Below are 15,170 nucleotides of genomic sequence, written 5' to 3'. Positions count from 1 at the left end.
GTTGACAACGCAAGCGGCATGGTTACTGGCCTGTGGCTAGCCTTTGGGCGCTGCAAACGAACAAATGTGCGGGTGGGGCTGTTAGACTTTTGTCCGGTCTGAAATAGGAGTACCCCGTGATCACATCCCGTCTGCGCACGTTGCGCGACTACATCCGCTGGGCGGTCAGCCGCTTCCACGAGCACGACCTGTTCTTCGGCCACGGTGCCGACAACGCCTGGGACGAGGCCCGCCTGCTGGTGCTGGGCGCAGTGCACCTGCCATGGGAGGTGGCCGACAGCTACCTGGACTGCATGCTCGAGGACGACGAGCGGGTACGCCTGCAGCATTTGCTCAAGCGCCGTATCGAAGAGCGGGTGCCAGCCGCCTATCTGTTGGGCGAAGCCTGGTTCTGCGGCATGTCGTTCATCGTCGACGAACGTGTGCTGGTGCCGCGCTCGCCCATTGGCCAACTGATCGAAAAACGCTTCGAGCCGTGGCTGGCGAGCGAGCCCGCGCGCATTCTCGACCTGTGCACGGGTTCGGGCTGCATCGGTATCGTCGCGGCCGACGTGTTCCCCGAGGCCGAGGTGGTGCTGGCCGACCTGTCGTTCGAGGCCCTTGAAGTGGCCAACCAGAATATCGAGCGCCATGGCCTGGACGGCCGTGTGTACACCGTGCAGGGCGATGGCTTTGGCGGTTTGCCGGGGCAGCGTTTCGACCTGATCCTGTCCAACCCGCCGTATGTCGATGCCGAAGACTTCGACGACATGCCGGCCGAGTACCACCACGAGCCAGAACTGGGCCTGGCGTGCGGCAACGACGGCCTGGACCTGGTGCGGCGCATGCTGGCGGAAGCTGCAGACCACCTGACCGACAAGGGCTTGCTGATTGTTGAAGTGGGCAACAGCCAGATCCATGTCGAGGCGTTGTACCCCGAGGTGGACTTTGCCTGGCTGGAGTTCGAGCGTGGCGGGCATGGGGTGTTCATGCTCACCGCCGAGCAGTGCCGCCAGCATCAGGAATTGTTCAAGGCCCGCGTTTAGGCCGGGAGGGGCTGCGTTGCAGCCCAATCGCCGGCAAGCCGGCTCCTACAGGTTATTCACAATATTCAAGCCTGTGGTAATCCTGTGGGAGCTGGCTTGCCGGCGATGGCCGCGACGCGGCGTCAGCGGGTGGCTATCCAGATCAACAACCCCGCCTGAAACACCGCAAACGCCACCAGGCAGGTAATGGTAAAGCGCAGCCCGCTGTCTTCGCGGTGGTACTTGGCCACCCGTTCATCGCGTTCGCGCAGTTGCCCTTCCTTTTCCTGCAACTGCTGGTCCGCCTGCTGCAGCAGGTTGGCAGCATCCAGAATGTCCACCCGCTGCAAGCGCTCGTTGCTCCAGGCGGCCTTCAGCTGGCCGACGGTCATGTCCACGGTACGGCCCTTCAGGTGCTGACCGTCCTCGTACTCCACCTCAATGCCCACCCCGCGCAAGCAGTGGTCACGGCGCAGGCGTGAGTCCTCGTTCAGGGCATCCTTGCTCGGCAGCGCCATGCCTTGCACCCGGTAGTGCGGCCACTTGCGCTGCAGCCACTGTGCGGCCTGGGCCAGCATGAAGCGGCCGATGCCACGGTTCACCGGCTCCAGTTGCAGGCCATGTTCACTGCCCATGCGCACCACTCGCTCGGCATGGTCGACGCGGATATCCAGGCGGTTTTGCTCTTTGTGCACCTTTTGCCCAGGCAACTGGATTTCCATGCGCAGCAGGCTGTGGGCTTTGTCGTGGCGCTCGGCATAACCGAACTGCACAAAGCGCAGCGGCCGTGCGCCGGTGCTGCGGTCGGTGGGCAGAGCGGCCAGGCGCAGCAGCTGGAAGTGTTCGGCGGCCAGCTCGGCCCAAGGCAGGGCAGGGCTTTCCTGGGGTTCATCGGCCGGCTCTACGGCGGCGGGGGCGGTGGTCATCAGGCTTGTCCTCGGCTATGCCTGCTGTATCGGCAGGCTTGCCACGGACCTGAGCCCGTTTACCTCACGCCGAAGGCAAATGCTGGATGAACGTCACAATTCGCTCCCCCAGCTCGCGCGCCAGCGGCAACTCGGGGTTGAGGTAGCTGTCGCGCTGCTGGCTCATGCCCCTGGGGCTGATGCGCAGCATGTGGTTCATGCCGTCGATCAGCACAAGCTGCGCATCCGGCTTGGCCGCCTTCAGCCGTTCGGCGTCGGTCACGTCCACCTGCACGTCGTTGCGCCCCTGCACGATCAGTGCGGGCATGGGCAGGCGGGCAAAGGCTGCCGCCGGGTTCTGCTGGAACAGCGAGATCAGGTACGGCTGCACGCTGGGGCGGAACACCTGGCGCAGTGGCGCGGGCACTTCCAGGCTGGTTTGCCCGGCCTGCAGGCGGTCGAGCAGGGCGCTGCCACCGGCCAGTTGCGCCGGGGGCAGGCGCTGGGCCAGTTGCTCGCGCAGTACGTCGGCCAGCGGCCTGCCGCTGCCGGCCAAGGTGATCACTGCGCTGGCGCCGGCCTGCTCGGCGGCCAGGCTGGCGATCAGCGCGCCTTCGCTATGGCCGACCAGGATCAGCGGGCCGAAGCGCGGGTCGGCCTTGAGTTTGTGGCTCCAGGCGACCACATCGGCCACGTAGCGCTCCACGCTGAGGTCGCGCTCGTCGGGCGTGGCCGGCTGGCTGGCAGCCACCCCGCGTTTGTCGTAGCGCACGCTGGCGATGTGCTCGTTGGCCAGCAGCAGGGCCAGCCGCTTGAGGTTGTCGATGCGGCCCGACGCCGGGTTGTTGCCATCGCGGTCGGTGGGGCCGGAGCCAGCGATGATCAGCACCACCGGCGGCGGGGTGGCCTGTTGCGGCAGCAGCAGGCTGCCATGCAGCACCCCTTGGCCAGTGTCCAGGTCGATCGGGCGTTGCAGCACAGTAGGGGCGGCGGCCTGGGCCAGGCCGGTGCACAGCAGGAAGAGTAAGGCGACGAGGCGCGACATCATGCGGTACTACATGGGGAGATGAAGGTTTGACCCAGTGTTTGCGGGAAGGTTCTAGGGTTGTGTGTTGCAGGATCGGCCCCATCGCCGGCAAGCCAGCTCCTACAGGTTTACCACAGGCCCAGGCATTGTAGATTACCTGTGGGAGCTGGCTTGCCGGCGATAGGGCCAGTACAGACAACCAATCCATCTGTATACTGCCGCTTTCGTCCATTTCAGGCAGAACTCGCGGAGCGTCCATGTCCGGTAATACCTACGGCAAGCTGTTCACTGTCACCACCGCTGGCGAAAGCCATGGCCCGGCGTTGGTCGCCATTGTCGATGGATGCCCACCGGGCCTGGAAATTTCCCTGGCCGACCTGCAGCACGACCTCGACCGGCGCAAGCCCGGCACCAGCCGGCACACCACCCAGCGCCAGGAAGCCGATGAGGTGGAAATCCTTTCCGGCGTGTTCGAAGGCCGCACCACCGGCTGCTCGATCGGCCTGCTGATCCGCAACACCGACCAGAAGTCCAAGGACTACTCGGCCATCAAGGACCTGTTCCGCCCGGCCCACGCCGACTACACCTACCACCACAAGTACGGCATCCGCGACTACCGCGGCGGTGGCCGCAGCTCGGCCCGCGAAACCGCCATGCGCGTGGCCGCTGGTGCCATCGCCAAAAAGTACCTGGCCACCCAGGGCATCACCGTGCGTGGCTACATGAGCCAGTTGGGCCCGATCGAAATCCCGTTCAAGGCCTGGGAATCGGTGGAGCAGAACGCCTTCTTCAGCCCCGACCCGGACAAGGTGCCGGAGCTGGAGGCGTACATGGACCAACTGCGACGTGACCAGGACTCGGTGGGTGCCAAGATCACCGTGGTGGCCGAGGGCGTGATGCCGGGCCTGGGCGAACCGATCTTCGACCGCCTGGACGCAGAACTGGCCCATGCGCTGATGAGCATCAACGCGGTCAAGGGCGTGGAAATCGGCGCCGGCTTCGCCAGCGTGGCCCAGCGCGGCACCGAGCACCGTGACGAGCTCACCCCGGAAGGCTTCCTCAGCAACGACGCCGGCGGCATCCTGGGCGGCATTTCTTCGGGCCAGCCTATCGTTGCCCACCTGGCGCTGAAACCGACCTCCAGCATCACCACCCCGGGCCGCTCGATCGACGTCGACGGCAACCCGGTGGACGTCATCACCAAAGGCCGCCACGACCCGTGCGTGGGCATCCGCGCCACGCCGATCGCCGAGGCGATGATGGCCATCGCGCTGATGGACCACCTGCTGCGCCACCGCGCACAGAATGCCGATGTGAAGGTAACCACCCCGGTGCTGGGCCAGCTCTGACCGTGTCGCTTGCGCCGGCCCGCTCTTTGCAGGAGCAGCCTTGTGCTGCGAAAGGGCCGGTGCAGCAAGCACACATCTCTATGGCGACACCGGCCCTTTCGCAGCACAAGGCTGCTCCTACAGGGAGGGTGCCGGTTCACACGGTAAACCCATGCAACCCATCCCCTACTGGCGCCTGTCCAGCTTCTACCTCTTTTACTTCGCCCTGCTAGGCTCCACCGCCCCCTTCCTGGCGCTGTACTTCGACCACCTGGGCTTCTCCCCGGCGCGCATCGGCGAGCTGGTGGCCATTCCCATGCTGATGCGCTGCATCGCCCCCAACCTGTGGGGCTGGCTGGGCGACCGTACCGGCCAGCGCTTGCTGATCGTGCGCCTGGGCGCGTTGTCTACCCTGGCCACCTTCGCCCTGATCTTCTTCGGCAAAAGCTACGCCTGGCTGGCGCTGGTGATGGCCCTGCATGCGTTCTTCTGGCATGCGGTGCTGCCGCAGTTCGAGGTCATCACCCTGGCCCACCTGCACGGGCAAACAGCGCGCTACAGCCAGGTGCGCCTGTGGGGCTCGATCGGCTTCATCCTCACGGTGGTTGGCCTGGGCCGCCTGTTCGAATGGCTGAGCCTGGACATCTACCCGGTGGCCCTGGTCACGATCATGGCCGGCATCGTCGCTGCCAGCCTGTGGGTGCCCAATGCCCAGCCGGTGGAGCAGGGCGAGCGCAGCGGGGCGGGTGGTTTTGTGCAGCAGTTGCGTGCCCCGGGGGTGATCGCGTTCTACGCCTGTGTGGCGCTGATGCAACTCAGCCACGGGCCATACTACACCTTCCTTACCCTGCACCTGGAGCACCTGGGCTACAGCCGCAGTGCCATCGGCCTGCTGTGGGCGCTGGGGGTGGTGGCCGAGGTGCTGATGTTCATGGTCATGAGCCGGCTGTTCGCGCGCTTCAGTGTGCAACGCGTATTGCTGGTCAGCTTCCTGCTGGCGGCACTGCGTTGGGTGTTGCTGGGCAATCTGGCCCAGGAACCGGCCGTGCTGATCTTCGCCCAGCTGCTGCACGCGGCCACCTTCGGCTGCTTCCACGCTGCCAGCATCGCGTTCGTGCAGGCCAGTTTCGGCGCCCGCCAGCAGGGCCAGGGCCAGGCATTGTACGCGGCGCTGTCGGGCACCGGCGGTGCGCTGGGGGCATTGTATTCGGGCTACAGCTGGAAATTGCTGGGCCCCACCTTCACCTTTGGTATGGCCAGTGCCGCAGCCTTGGCTGCAGCCGTTATCATTGCCCTTTGTTCGCAACCGACCAGGACCCGCCCCTGATGAGCATTCTCAGCGTTTTCCACCCCGCCAGCCCGGAACTGCCGAACAAGGTGCTGACCCACCACGAGGACATCGCCGCCACCCTGGCCGAACAGGGCGTGCGTTTTTCCCACCGCGAGCATGGCCTTCGGGTGCGGCCCGGCACAGCGCAAGACGAGGTGCTGGACGTATGCCGTGAGCATCTGGACCAGTTGATGACGGCACATGGCAGCAAGGCCTACGTGTTGTTGAACCGTGACGGTGAAGCCCCGGTGCAGGCCGATGTTCGCGATGAGCATGTGCATGGCGCCGAAGAGGTGTTTGCCGTGGTCAGTGGACGTGCTCAGGTTGGCCTGCGGTTGGGCGACTGGGTGTATTCGGTGCTGTGCGAGAAGGGTGACCAGCTGGTACTGCCGGCGGGAACACGGCGCTGGGTAGAGCTTGGCGCTACGCCGTTTTGCCTGGCGTTCCGTTTGTATGGCAGCGAGCAGGGCGTGCAGGCGCGATTCACCGGGGATGTGACTGCGCGGGCGTTTCTGGGGATTGACGAGCTGTAATTGCTTGGCCGGCCCTATCGCCGGCAAGCCAGCTCCCACAGGTTGTGCGCAGGCCTTGAGACCGACGCGGTCAATGTGGGAGCTGGCTTGCCGGCGATGGGGCCAGTAGCAACACCATCAAACTCAGCGATAGGTCGGCAGGGCAAACCGTTGCTGGCTTTGCAGCATGCCAATCACCGGCAATTCACTGGCCTGTTCAGCCAGGTCACGGCGGATGGCGCTGATCGCCCAGGACAGCTGTTCAGCACTGTGCAGTTGCCCATAGGTCAACACCCGGCGGGTCACCTTGCCATCCGTCGCGCGCAGGGTAAGCAACACCCCGCCATCAGGGCGCGCCTGGGTGTTCACTTGATAGGCCGAAAATACCGAGACGAACTTTTGCTGGATGAGGTCCATATCAACTCCTGGCTGTTATGTGGCAGACATGAGTTGATGGTTGCAGCGACCGTGCCAGAACTTGATTGTAAGAAAAACCCAGTAAATACAGGCACTTATGGGTTGTTCTCAGAGGCGGCACCGTGCAGGTTGCATGGTCGTGCATTTTGCACAGTGCATTTTGCACGGATCCGGCTTTACCTATCGGCCCTATAGAATCTGAACCTTTGACCGCAATGGCGTGCCTGACAAAGACTTGGGCAATCATTTATGCCAGGAGGTTCCCGATGTCCAGCCAAACCGCGCCCGCCACCATGACCGATGACGAAACCGCTGCATTCGCAGAGCAGGTATTCGAACGTGCCCGCCAGGGCGATGCCGAAATGCTTGGGCGCTTGCTCGCCAGCGGCCTGCCGGCCAACCTGCGCAACCACAAGGGCGACACCCTGCTGATGCTGGCCAGCTACCACGGCCACCACGAGGCGGTGCGCGTGCTACTGGCGCAAGGTGCCGACCCGCTGATTGCCAACGACAACGGCCAGTTGCCCATTGCCGGTGCTGCATTCAAGGGGGACCTGGCGATGATCCGCCTGCTGCTGGAGCACGGCGTGCCGGTGGACGCCGCTGCGCAGGACGGGCGCACCGCGTTGATGCTGGCGGCCATGTTCAACCGCAGCGAAATCCTTGAATACCTGTTGGCCCAGGGCGCCGACCCGGCGCGCCAGGATGCCCGCGGCGCGACCGCGCTGATGGCGGCGCAAACCATGGGTGCAGTGGACGCTGCTGCACGCTTGCAAACGCTGGCCGGCTAACCGCAAGGGGGCATTTGCGGCTATCCTTGGCGACTTTTCACCCGTCGCAGGCCCCCTTTCATGAAAACTCAGTTGCTCGAATTCATCAGCCTCATTGGCGCCGGCTGCATGCGTGAGGCCGACATCGAGCGCATCGCCGACGAGGCCGCCCAGGCCTACGCCGACCCGGCCGCTTTCTTGGCAGCCAACCCGGACATCAACTACGACGACAGCTTCCCCATCCCGCTGGGTGAATGGGTGGTGCTGGGCAGCCTGCCGGACACGGTGGTGTTCCAGGCCGACAGCTACCAGGACCTGTTCCAGCAGATCAGCGACTCGTTCGACAACAGCGTGCCGTTCACCCTCAAGCCCAAGCAGCTGGCCCGCACCGAGCCACTGACCGCGCTCAACCGCATCCAGGTACAGATGGGCGCGTTGAACAAAGAAGCCGGTGGTTATGTGCTGTTGAACTTCAGCCAGCTGCTGGATGACGAGCTGCAGGTGGTGATGGTGGGCCAGAACGACCTGGCGCGGGTGCTGGAGCTGGGGGCCGAGCTGGGCATCAAGGTCGAGCCGGCCCTCGAAGCCCTGAAAGTCGCTGTACACGTCTGATTTCATCGTTTGTTTCTTCGCGGGCAAGCCCGCGAAGAGGCCGGCACTGGCAACCTCAAAACTTCAGCCCAGCGCGGTATCCAGAAACATCATCACCGCAAACCCGCCCATCAAGCCCAGGGTCGCCGCCGTCTGGTGCCCGTTACGGTGGGTTTCGGGGATCACCTCGTGGCTTACCACAAAGATCATCGCCCCGGCCGCCAGCCCCATGCTGATCGGGTAGGCGAGGGCAAAGCCGGTCGAAATCCCAAGCCCGATCACCGCCCCCAGCGGCTCCATCAGCCCCGACCCGATCGCCACCAGCGCAGCTTTCATGTTCGACAGCCCGGTGGCGCGCAGGGCCAGCGCGACGGCCAACCCCTCAGGGATGTCCTGAATGGCGATGGCGCTGGTCAGTGGCAGCCCGATGTTCATGTCGCCATTAGCGAAGCTCACGCCAATCGCCATGCCTTCGGGCAGGTTGTGCAGGGTGATCGCCAGCACGAACAACCACACCCGGCTGATGCGCTCGGCCTCAGGGCCGCACGGGCCGGTACTTTCGTGCTCATGCGGGGTGAAACGGTCCAGGCCCAGCATCAGCAGCACGCCCAGGCCCATGCCTAACACCACGGTAAAGGCCGCAGCGGGGCCGTTGCCGGTGATCTCGCGGGCGGCGTCCAGGCCCGGCAGAATCAGCGAAAACGAACTGGCGGCCAGCATCATGCCGGCGGCAAAACCAAGCATCACATCCTGGTTGCGGGCGCTGACGTCGCGCAGCACCACTGCCAGCACCGCACCCAGCGCGGTGGCGCCAAAGCCGGACAACCCACCCAGCACGGCCAGGTGCAGGTTATCGGCATGGTCGCCGTTCACCGCGTTCCAGAAGCTGGCCGCCAGCAGTGCGACCACAGCCAGCAGGCTCAGGCCCAGGCCGGCGCTGAGCCAGGGGGTGTTGGCAACCTGCTGGCGCCAGGCGTGCAGCAGTGACGATGGGGCGGCGCTTTGGCTGTGTGCGGGGGGCATGCGAACCTCGAATCAATTATTGCAGTCAGTCTACTCAGGGACCTGCGCCAACGGCCAAGGATTCCCTTCTATTGGTGCGATAGCTGGCTATGCTGTGCAGCAAAGCCTCTGGGCAAGGAGTTTAAGCATGGGGTCTACATTCAACAGCCTGGTCGGGCTGATCATACTGGCGCTGGATATCTGGGCCATCCTCAATGTGATCAAGAGTGGCAGCGAGGTGGGTATCAAGGTGTTGTGGATCTTGTTGATCGCACTGCTGCCGGTGGTGGGGCTGGTGATCTGGGCGATTGCCGGGCCGCGGGGGAATGTGCGCATCTGAACCCTGTGAGGTGCTCATTGTGGGAGCGGCCTTGCGTCGCGATAGGGGCGCGTAGCGGCCCCAGGATTTCGGTCATGGCATCCATTTCTGGGGCTGCTGCGCAGCCCATCGCGACACAAGGCCGCTCCCACAGGCCGGTGAAACAGACATAAGCGGTAATGGGGCCGTGACAAAATTTTCACATTGGTTTAAACAGAATCCGCACCCGCACAATGCTGCGTTGGTCTAGCGCCAGCGCCTCTTCGCAAACCGCAATCCTAGGACTTTCCCATTCATGGCTAACACGGACGCCTTGAAGCAACAGGGCGCGCGAACGTCGTTTTCGCCGACCCTGAAATCCCACCTGGCCTACACGCTGCTCAGCGGCCTTGTGATCATGCTGATGCTCAGCCTCGTGCGTCTGGCGCTGCTGGTCTACAACAGCGACATGATCGGCGATACCCCTTATTCGACTGTCGCCGAAGGCTTCCTAAACGGCTTGCGCTTCGACCTGCGGGTAGTGGTGTACCTCAGCATTCCGCTGCTGCTGGCCATCCTCAGCCCTTGGGCGATGGCCCGGCGTGGCGTGTTCCGCTTCTGGCTGACCCTCACCTCGAGCGTGGTGATGTTCCTCGGCCTGATGGAAATGGACTTCTACCGCGAGTTCCACCAGCGCCTCAACGGCCTGGTGTTCCAGTACATCAAGGAAGACCCTAAAACCGTCATGAGCATGCTCTGGTACGGTTTCCCGGTGGTGCGCTACCTGCTGGCCTGGGCCTTCGGCACCTGGCTGCTGAGCCTGCTGTTCAAAGGGATCGACCGCGCCACCCGTGGCGATGGCCTGCACCGCGTTGCCCCGTGGTACAAACGCGTGGCGGTGTTCATGGTGATTTTGCTGGTGGCCGTGGTCGCTGCCCGTGGCACCCTGCGTCAAGGCCCGCCAATGCGCTGGGGTGATGCCTTCACCACCGACTCCAACTTCGTCAACCAGCTGGGCCTGAACGGCACCCTGACACTGATCGACGCCGCCAAGAGCCGCTTTGGCGAAGACCGCGCCAACATCTGGAAGCCGGTGCTGGAGCAGAACGTGGCCACGCAAAGCGTGCGTGAACAGCTGCTGACCCCCCACGACACCCTGGTCGATGCCGACGAGGCTGCTATCCGCCGCGACTTCGTGCCACCGGCTGAGCGCACCCTGCCGATCAAGAACGTGGTGGTGATCCTGATGGAAAGCTTCGCCGGCCACTCGGTGGGCGCGCTGGGCAGCCCCAACAATATCACCCCGTACTTCGACAAGCTGGCCAAAGAAGGCCTGCTGTTCGACCGCTTCTTCTCCAACGGCACCCATACCCACCAGGGCATGTTCGCCACCATGGCCTGCTTCCCCAACCTGCCAGGCTTCGAATACCTGATGCAGACCCCGGAAGGTGGCCACAAGCTGTCTGGCTTGCCGGCACTGCTCAGCGCCCGTGATTACGACGACGTGTACGTCTACAACGGCGATTTTGCCTGGGATAACCAGTCCGGGTTCTTCGGCAACCAGGGCATGACCACCTTCATCGGCCGTAACGACTTCGTCAACCCGGTGTTCTCCGACCCGACCTGGGGCGTGTCCGACCAGGACATGTTCGACCGCGGCAACGAGGAACTGGCCAAGCACGATGGCAAGAAGCCGATCTACGCGTTGCTGCAGACCCTGTCCAACCATACCCCGTACGCGCTGCCCAAAGACCTGCCGGTCGAGAAGGTCACCGGGCAAGGCCGCCTGGACGAGCACCTCACTGCCATGCGTTATTCGGACTGGGCGCTTGGCCAGTTCTTCGAGAAGGCGCGCAAAGAGCCTTACTTCAAGGAAACACTGTTCGTCATCGTCGGCGACCATGGTTTTGGCAACCACCAGCAAGTCACCGAGCTGGACCTGGGCCGTTTCAACGTGCCGCTGCTGCTGATTGCCCCGGGCATTCAGGAGAAGTTTGGTGCGGTGAATCACACCGTGGGCACCCAGGTCGACATCGTGCCGACCATCATGGGCCGCCTGGGTGGCCAGACCCGTCACCAGTGCTGGGGGCGCGACCTGCTCAACCTGCCTGAGGGTGACCAGGGCATGGGCATGATCAAGCCCTCGGGCAGCGAGCAGATCGTCGGCCTGGTGCAGGGCGACCGCATTCTGATCGAGTCCAAGGACATGACCCCGCGCATGTACCGCTACCAGCTGGGCAGCGAGTTCAAGGCCGAGCTGATCGAAAGCCCGGACCAGCCGGAAATGCTGAAAAAGCTGGAAGCGTATATCCAGACGGCGACCAAGAGCCTGCTGGATAACACGGCCGGTGTGGTACACGGCACACCGAAGTAAGGCTGCAAAAGGGGCCGCTTTGCGGCCCATTCGCGGGCTCGCCCGCTCCCACAGGTGCTGCACCGAGCTTTAGGCCAGTGGATTACCTTGTGGAAGCGGGCTTGGCCCGCGATGAGGCACCAACAGACTGAACATTCTCCCAGTCCCAGGGTCAGTTGATCAGGCATCACACCTTGGTGTCTCTGGATTGGGAGGACTTGTTCAATGAAAGAGTGGGAAGTCACTTTTGCCGATCAAAAAGGCGAACCGTCCACCATGATGCTGCGGGCTGAGCATCGTCCCAGCGAAGAGGAAGCCGCAAGGGCCATCCGTTCGCAGCTGTTCCCGGTAATGGACGAGCTGGACCTCAACGACTTCCAGGACCGCACCATCTCCCCGACCGCCCGCTGGCTCAAGGAGCATAGTGGGGTGACCATCACCAGCATCCACGAAGCGCCTTGACCCACACGTTTGCGTGGCGCCTGTTCAGGCGCTACGATGATGAAAGGTGCCCGCCTATTCTGCGGGTCGGCGCCGTTTCAATTCGCGTCTTGCATCAGCTCGAACTGTTCGGCCATTGATTGCCGGCAGGTGCGTAGTGCACGGAAAGTCTATCCATTGCTTTATTCAGGAGGACGATTCATGAGCAGCCAGAACGACGATATCAGCACCAACGTCCTGCGCCAGATGAAAGCAGGCGGTTTCGACTTCACCCAGATCCACCCCATCGAGTTCTATGCCGTATTCCCCGACGAAGCAGGGGCCCGCCGTGCCGCCGGGCAGTTTCGGGGCGAATCGCTCAATGCCCAGGTGAAAGAGCTGGGCGACGGTGCCTGGCACCTGGAACTGAGCAAGGTCATGTACGCCACCTATGGCGGTATTGGCGACTTTGAAGAGACCTTTGAGCAGCTGGTGACACCTTATGGGGGGGAGGTGGAAGGGTGGGGCGTCAAGCACGAACGGCAGACAGCCTGAAGGCTTGCTGTTGCATTTCTTCGCGGGTGACGCCGCGAAGAAGCCCTCAAGGCCTGCGCTTGGCCATATGCCCCAGATAGGCCAGCAACGCATCCAGCTCCTGCTCACTCAGCACGCTTTCAGTAAACCCCGGCATCTTCGCCTGTGGCCACTGCCGCAGGCTCTGCGGGTCGCGAATCAATTTGCGCAGATAACCCGGTTGAAAATACTCGGTCGGGTTGTGCGGCACGTTCAAATCGGGCCCCATCTGCGCATCCCCGGCACCGTTCAGGCGGTGGCACGCCATGCAATTTTGCTGGAACAAGGCAAAGCCCTGGCGCACGGGGCTGTCGGCGGGCAACTTCGGGTCGGGTAGCAATGCCGGGAACCGCGTCTCGACAGCCGCCAGTTTACGCAGGGTGGAAATCTGGAATGGCCACTGCTCCGGGCGGATGCCGCTGGCTCGGGGTTCAGTCCACACGAGATAAAACGGCCCCGCGCTGGGTTTGCCCTTGCCCAGTGCGGGCCACGGCTTGTCGGGGTCTTCCACGGCCAGCCAGGCCCGTGCCGGCCCTTGCTGCAGCAGCGGTGCGGCGGGCATCTCGGCGGCAAAGCCATCCAGTGCCACGGCTTGCAGGTGATCGCTGGGGCTCACACCTACAAGCAGCGTGGCCAACGGCACCGCCCGATAGTGCATGGGGCGTTTGTAGGAAACATCCTGATCGACGCTGATATCCTGCGCCTCTGGGTGGCCGAGCAACTCGGCGCTGCTCCACTCGCGCGCGCTGGCGCCCAGTTCAAGGTGCAGTTGCGCCGCCGGCAGCGGCAGGCTCAGGAACAACGCAACCAGGGCAAGGCAGTGGCGCATGGGCAATCTCCGGCCATCAAGGCCGGCAGGTTACCTGTGTGCTGCCTGTTGGCGCCACCGCTGTCAGCCGAACAAACGTGTCAGGTTCGGCAATATCAACAGCAAAGTCGTGGCAAAGAGAATGAGCCCAGCTTGGCGAATTTTCGATTGTCTGAACATGGCGGACCGCCTTCTTGTTGTTATTCCTGAATACCCGTTGGCTTCCTTGTCGCGCTTCGGGTCGATCACAGTGGCACCGCGTGGTGCCTGAAATGCCTGCCTCTTGAAAGTGGATATACAACCAACAGTAGGGTGTGTGTGATCCATGTTTGAGAACCCTTTGTTCTAATTGTCTGGCCTGATGATTTCCATTCGCTATGAGGCCATGTGCCATCTGGCTGGCATGCTCTGGCTAGACAGTGGCGCAAGTGCCAGGCGGTTACCGACGAAATGTGACCGTTCGTCAGTGCAGCCTACTTGCTTGTACGTGCCTTTCGCGTCAGTCTCTACAGCAGATTCCCACCCATGTCGTTCAGGACTACCCCTATGTCGTTACGCATCTGCATCCTTGAAACCGATGTCCTGCGACCGGAGTTGACGGCGCAGTACCAGGGCTACGGCAGGATGTTCGAGCAGCTCTTCTCGCGTCAGCCGATCGCCGCCGAATTTCGTGTCTACAACGTGATGCACGGCGACTACCCCGCCGACAATGAAGTGTTTGATGCCTACCTTGTGACGGGCAGCAAGGCCGATTCGTTCGGTACCGATGCCTGGATCCAGACACTCAAGGCCTACTTGCTGAAGCTGTACGAGCGTGGCGAGAAGCTGTTAGGTGTGTGTTTTGGCCATCAGTTGCTGGCGTTGACCCTGGGTGGCAAGGCCGAGCGGGCCGACAAGGGCTGGGGCGTGGGCATCCATCGTTACTCACTGGCGGCCCATGCGCCGTGGATGGACCCGGAGGTGTCGGAGCTGACCTTGCTGATCAGCCACCAGGACCAGGTGACCGAATTGCCGGAAGGCGCCACGGTCATTGCTTCAAGCGATTTCTGCCCGAATGCGGCGTACCACATTCGTGACCAGGTGCTGTGCTTCCAGGGCCACCCGGAGTTCGTGCACGACTATTCCCGCGCGCTGCTGGATGCCCGCCAGGAGTATTTGGGGGATGAGGTGTACCACAAGGCCGTGGCCAGCCTGGCCAGCGAGCACCAAGGCGACCTGGTGGGGGAGTGGATGATGCGCTTTATCCAGCAGCCGGCGAGCAAGCATAACGCGGCGTAGTGGCAGGGGCTGCCTTGCAGCCCAATCGCCGGCAAGCCAGCTCCCACAGGATTGCACTGCCTGGGAGGCCTGTGGCGCCCTTGTGGGGGATGCCTTGCAGCCCAATGGCCGGCAAGCCAGCTCCCACAGGATTGCACTGCCTGGGAGGCCTGTGGCGCCCTTGTGGGGGATGCCTTGCAGCCCAATGGCCGGCAAGCCAGCTCCCACAGGATTGCACTGCCTGGGAGGCCTGTGGCGCCCTTGTGGGGGATGCCTTGCAGCCCAATGGCCGGCAAGCCAGCTCCCACAGGATTGCACTGCCTGGGAGGCCTGTGGCGCCCTTGTGGGGGATGCCTTGCAGCCCAATGGCCGGCAAGCCAGCTCCCACAGGATTGCACTGCCTGGGAGGCCTGTGGCGCCCTTGTGGGGGATGCCTTGCAGCCCAATGGCCGGCAAGCCAGCTCCCACAGGATTGCACTGCCTGGGAGGCCTGTGGCGCCCTTGTGGGGGATGCCTTGCAGCCCAATGGCCGGCAAGCCAGCTCCCACAGGATTGCACTGCCTGGGAGGCCTGTG

Annotated in this window: 16 protein-coding genes; 11 read left to right on the top strand and 5 right to left on the bottom strand. The window is 63.4% G+C overall.

The genetic code is table 11. The features are described 5' to 3' along the window. Positions 1-116: 116 nt before the first annotated feature. Positions 117-1,025 (top strand): 50S ribosomal protein L3 N(5)-glutamine methyltransferase, encoded by a 909-nt coding sequence (gene prmB / locus ACN6NG_RS22345; protein ID WP_016500966.1) that lies wholly within the window; start codon positions 117-119, stop codon positions 1,023-1,025. 122 nt (positions 1,026-1,147) lie between these two features. Here prmB and ACN6NG_RS22340 read toward each other — a convergent pair whose 3' ends face one another. Next, complete coding sequence (locus ACN6NG_RS22340; protein WP_353456489.1) at positions 1,148-1,930, bottom strand: hypothetical protein; 783 nt, start codon at positions 1,928-1,930, stop codon at positions 1,148-1,150. A gap of 64 nt (positions 1,931-1,994) precedes the next feature. Then, positions 1,995-2,957 (bottom strand): alpha/beta hydrolase, encoded by a 963-nt coding sequence (locus tag ACN6NG_RS22335; protein WP_197899455.1) that lies wholly within the window; start codon positions 2,955-2,957, stop codon positions 1,995-1,997. A 236-nt stretch (positions 2,958-3,193) separates the two neighbouring features. Here ACN6NG_RS22335 and aroC point away from each other — a divergent pair, with 236 nt between their 5' ends. From aroC to ACN6NG_RS22320, 3 genes are all read left to right on the top strand, one after another. Further along, positions 3,194-4,285 (top strand): chorismate synthase, encoded by a 1,092-nt coding sequence (gene aroC / locus ACN6NG_RS22330; RefSeq protein ID WP_474316253.1) that lies wholly within the window; start codon positions 3,194-3,196, stop codon positions 4,283-4,285. A 151-nt stretch (positions 4,286-4,436) separates the two neighbouring features. After that, positions 4,437-5,591 carry an MFS transporter gene (locus ACN6NG_RS22325; RefSeq protein WP_474316251.1) on the top strand — a complete coding sequence of 385 codons (1,155 nt, stop codon included), beginning with the start codon at positions 4,437-4,439 and terminating at the stop codon, positions 5,589-5,591. After that, the gene (locus ACN6NG_RS22320) at positions 5,591-6,127 is read left to right on the top strand and encodes a cupin domain-containing protein (protein ID WP_474316249.1); all 537 of its coding nucleotides are present in this window, start codon (positions 5,591-5,593) and stop codon (positions 6,125-6,127) included. The genes ACN6NG_RS22325 and ACN6NG_RS22320 overlap by 1 nt, the downstream gene beginning before the upstream one ends. 123 nt (positions 6,128-6,250) lie before the next feature. Here the strand turns inward: ACN6NG_RS22320 and ACN6NG_RS22315 are convergent, their stop codons facing one another. Then, entirely contained in the window at positions 6,251-6,523 is a 273-nt protein-coding gene (locus tag ACN6NG_RS22315; RefSeq protein ID WP_016500960.1) for a DUF3509 domain-containing protein, read from the bottom strand. 266 nt (positions 6,524-6,789) lie between these two features. Between ACN6NG_RS22315 and ACN6NG_RS22310 the strand changes: the two genes are divergently transcribed. Together ACN6NG_RS22310 and ACN6NG_RS22305 are read left to right on the top strand one after the other, a co-directional pair. Then, positions 6,790-7,314: an ankyrin repeat domain-containing protein gene (locus ACN6NG_RS22310; protein ID WP_049274071.1), complete on the top strand. Its 525-nt coding sequence runs from the start codon at positions 6,790-6,792 to the stop codon at positions 7,312-7,314. Positions 7,315-7,374: 60 nt separating this feature from the next. Then, entirely contained in the window at positions 7,375-7,905 is a 531-nt protein-coding gene (locus tag ACN6NG_RS22305) for a hypothetical protein (protein ID WP_016500958.1), read from the top strand. A 63-nt stretch (positions 7,906-7,968) separates the two neighbouring features. Here ACN6NG_RS22305 and ACN6NG_RS22300 read toward each other — a convergent pair whose 3' ends face one another. After that, positions 7,969-8,907: a ZIP family metal transporter gene (locus ACN6NG_RS22300; protein ID WP_049274066.1), complete on the bottom strand. Its 939-nt coding sequence runs from the start codon at positions 8,905-8,907 to the stop codon at positions 7,969-7,971. Positions 8,908-9,034: 127 nt separating this feature from the next. On the opposite strand from ACN6NG_RS22300, the gene ACN6NG_RS22295 reads away from it, so the two are divergent. From ACN6NG_RS22295 to ACN6NG_RS22280, 4 genes are all read left to right on the top strand, one after another. After that, positions 9,035-9,226 carry a PLDc N-terminal domain-containing protein gene (locus ACN6NG_RS22295; protein ID WP_012271091.1) on the top strand — a complete coding sequence of 64 codons (192 nt, stop codon included), beginning with the start codon at positions 9,035-9,037 and terminating at the stop codon, positions 9,224-9,226. Between the two features lie 274 nt (positions 9,227-9,500). After that, complete coding sequence (locus ACN6NG_RS22290) at positions 9,501-11,558, top strand: LTA synthase family protein (RefSeq protein WP_197899564.1); 2,058 nt, start codon at positions 9,501-9,503, stop codon at positions 11,556-11,558. A 204-nt stretch (positions 11,559-11,762) separates the two neighbouring features. After that, positions 11,763-11,999, top strand: coding sequence for a hypothetical protein (locus tag ACN6NG_RS22285; protein ID WP_016500955.1), 237 nt, complete (start codon positions 11,763-11,765; stop codon positions 11,997-11,999). A 180-nt stretch (positions 12,000-12,179) separates the two neighbouring features. Further along, entirely contained in the window at positions 12,180-12,512 is a 333-nt protein-coding gene (locus ACN6NG_RS22280) for a ribonuclease E inhibitor RraB (RefSeq protein WP_016500954.1), read from the top strand. A 46-nt stretch (positions 12,513-12,558) separates the two neighbouring features. On the opposite strand, the gene ACN6NG_RS22275 is transcribed toward ACN6NG_RS22280, so the two are convergent. Beyond that, positions 12,559-13,359 (bottom strand): cytochrome c, encoded by an 801-nt coding sequence (locus tag ACN6NG_RS22275; RefSeq protein ID WP_474316243.1) that lies wholly within the window; start codon positions 13,357-13,359, stop codon positions 12,559-12,561. 525 nt (positions 13,360-13,884) lie between these two features. Between ACN6NG_RS22275 and ACN6NG_RS22270 the strand changes: the two genes are divergently transcribed. Continuing rightward, positions 13,885-14,616 carry an amidotransferase gene (locus ACN6NG_RS22270; protein WP_197899562.1) on the top strand — a complete coding sequence of 244 codons (732 nt, stop codon included), beginning with the start codon at positions 13,885-13,887 and terminating at the stop codon, positions 14,614-14,616. Positions 14,617-15,170 lie beyond the last annotated feature (554 nt).

Source organism: Pseudomonas sp. TSO6, from assembly GCF_056098905.1.
Note: the sequence above shows the minus strand (reverse complement) of the source record. Positions and strands in the feature narration are given on the sequence as shown.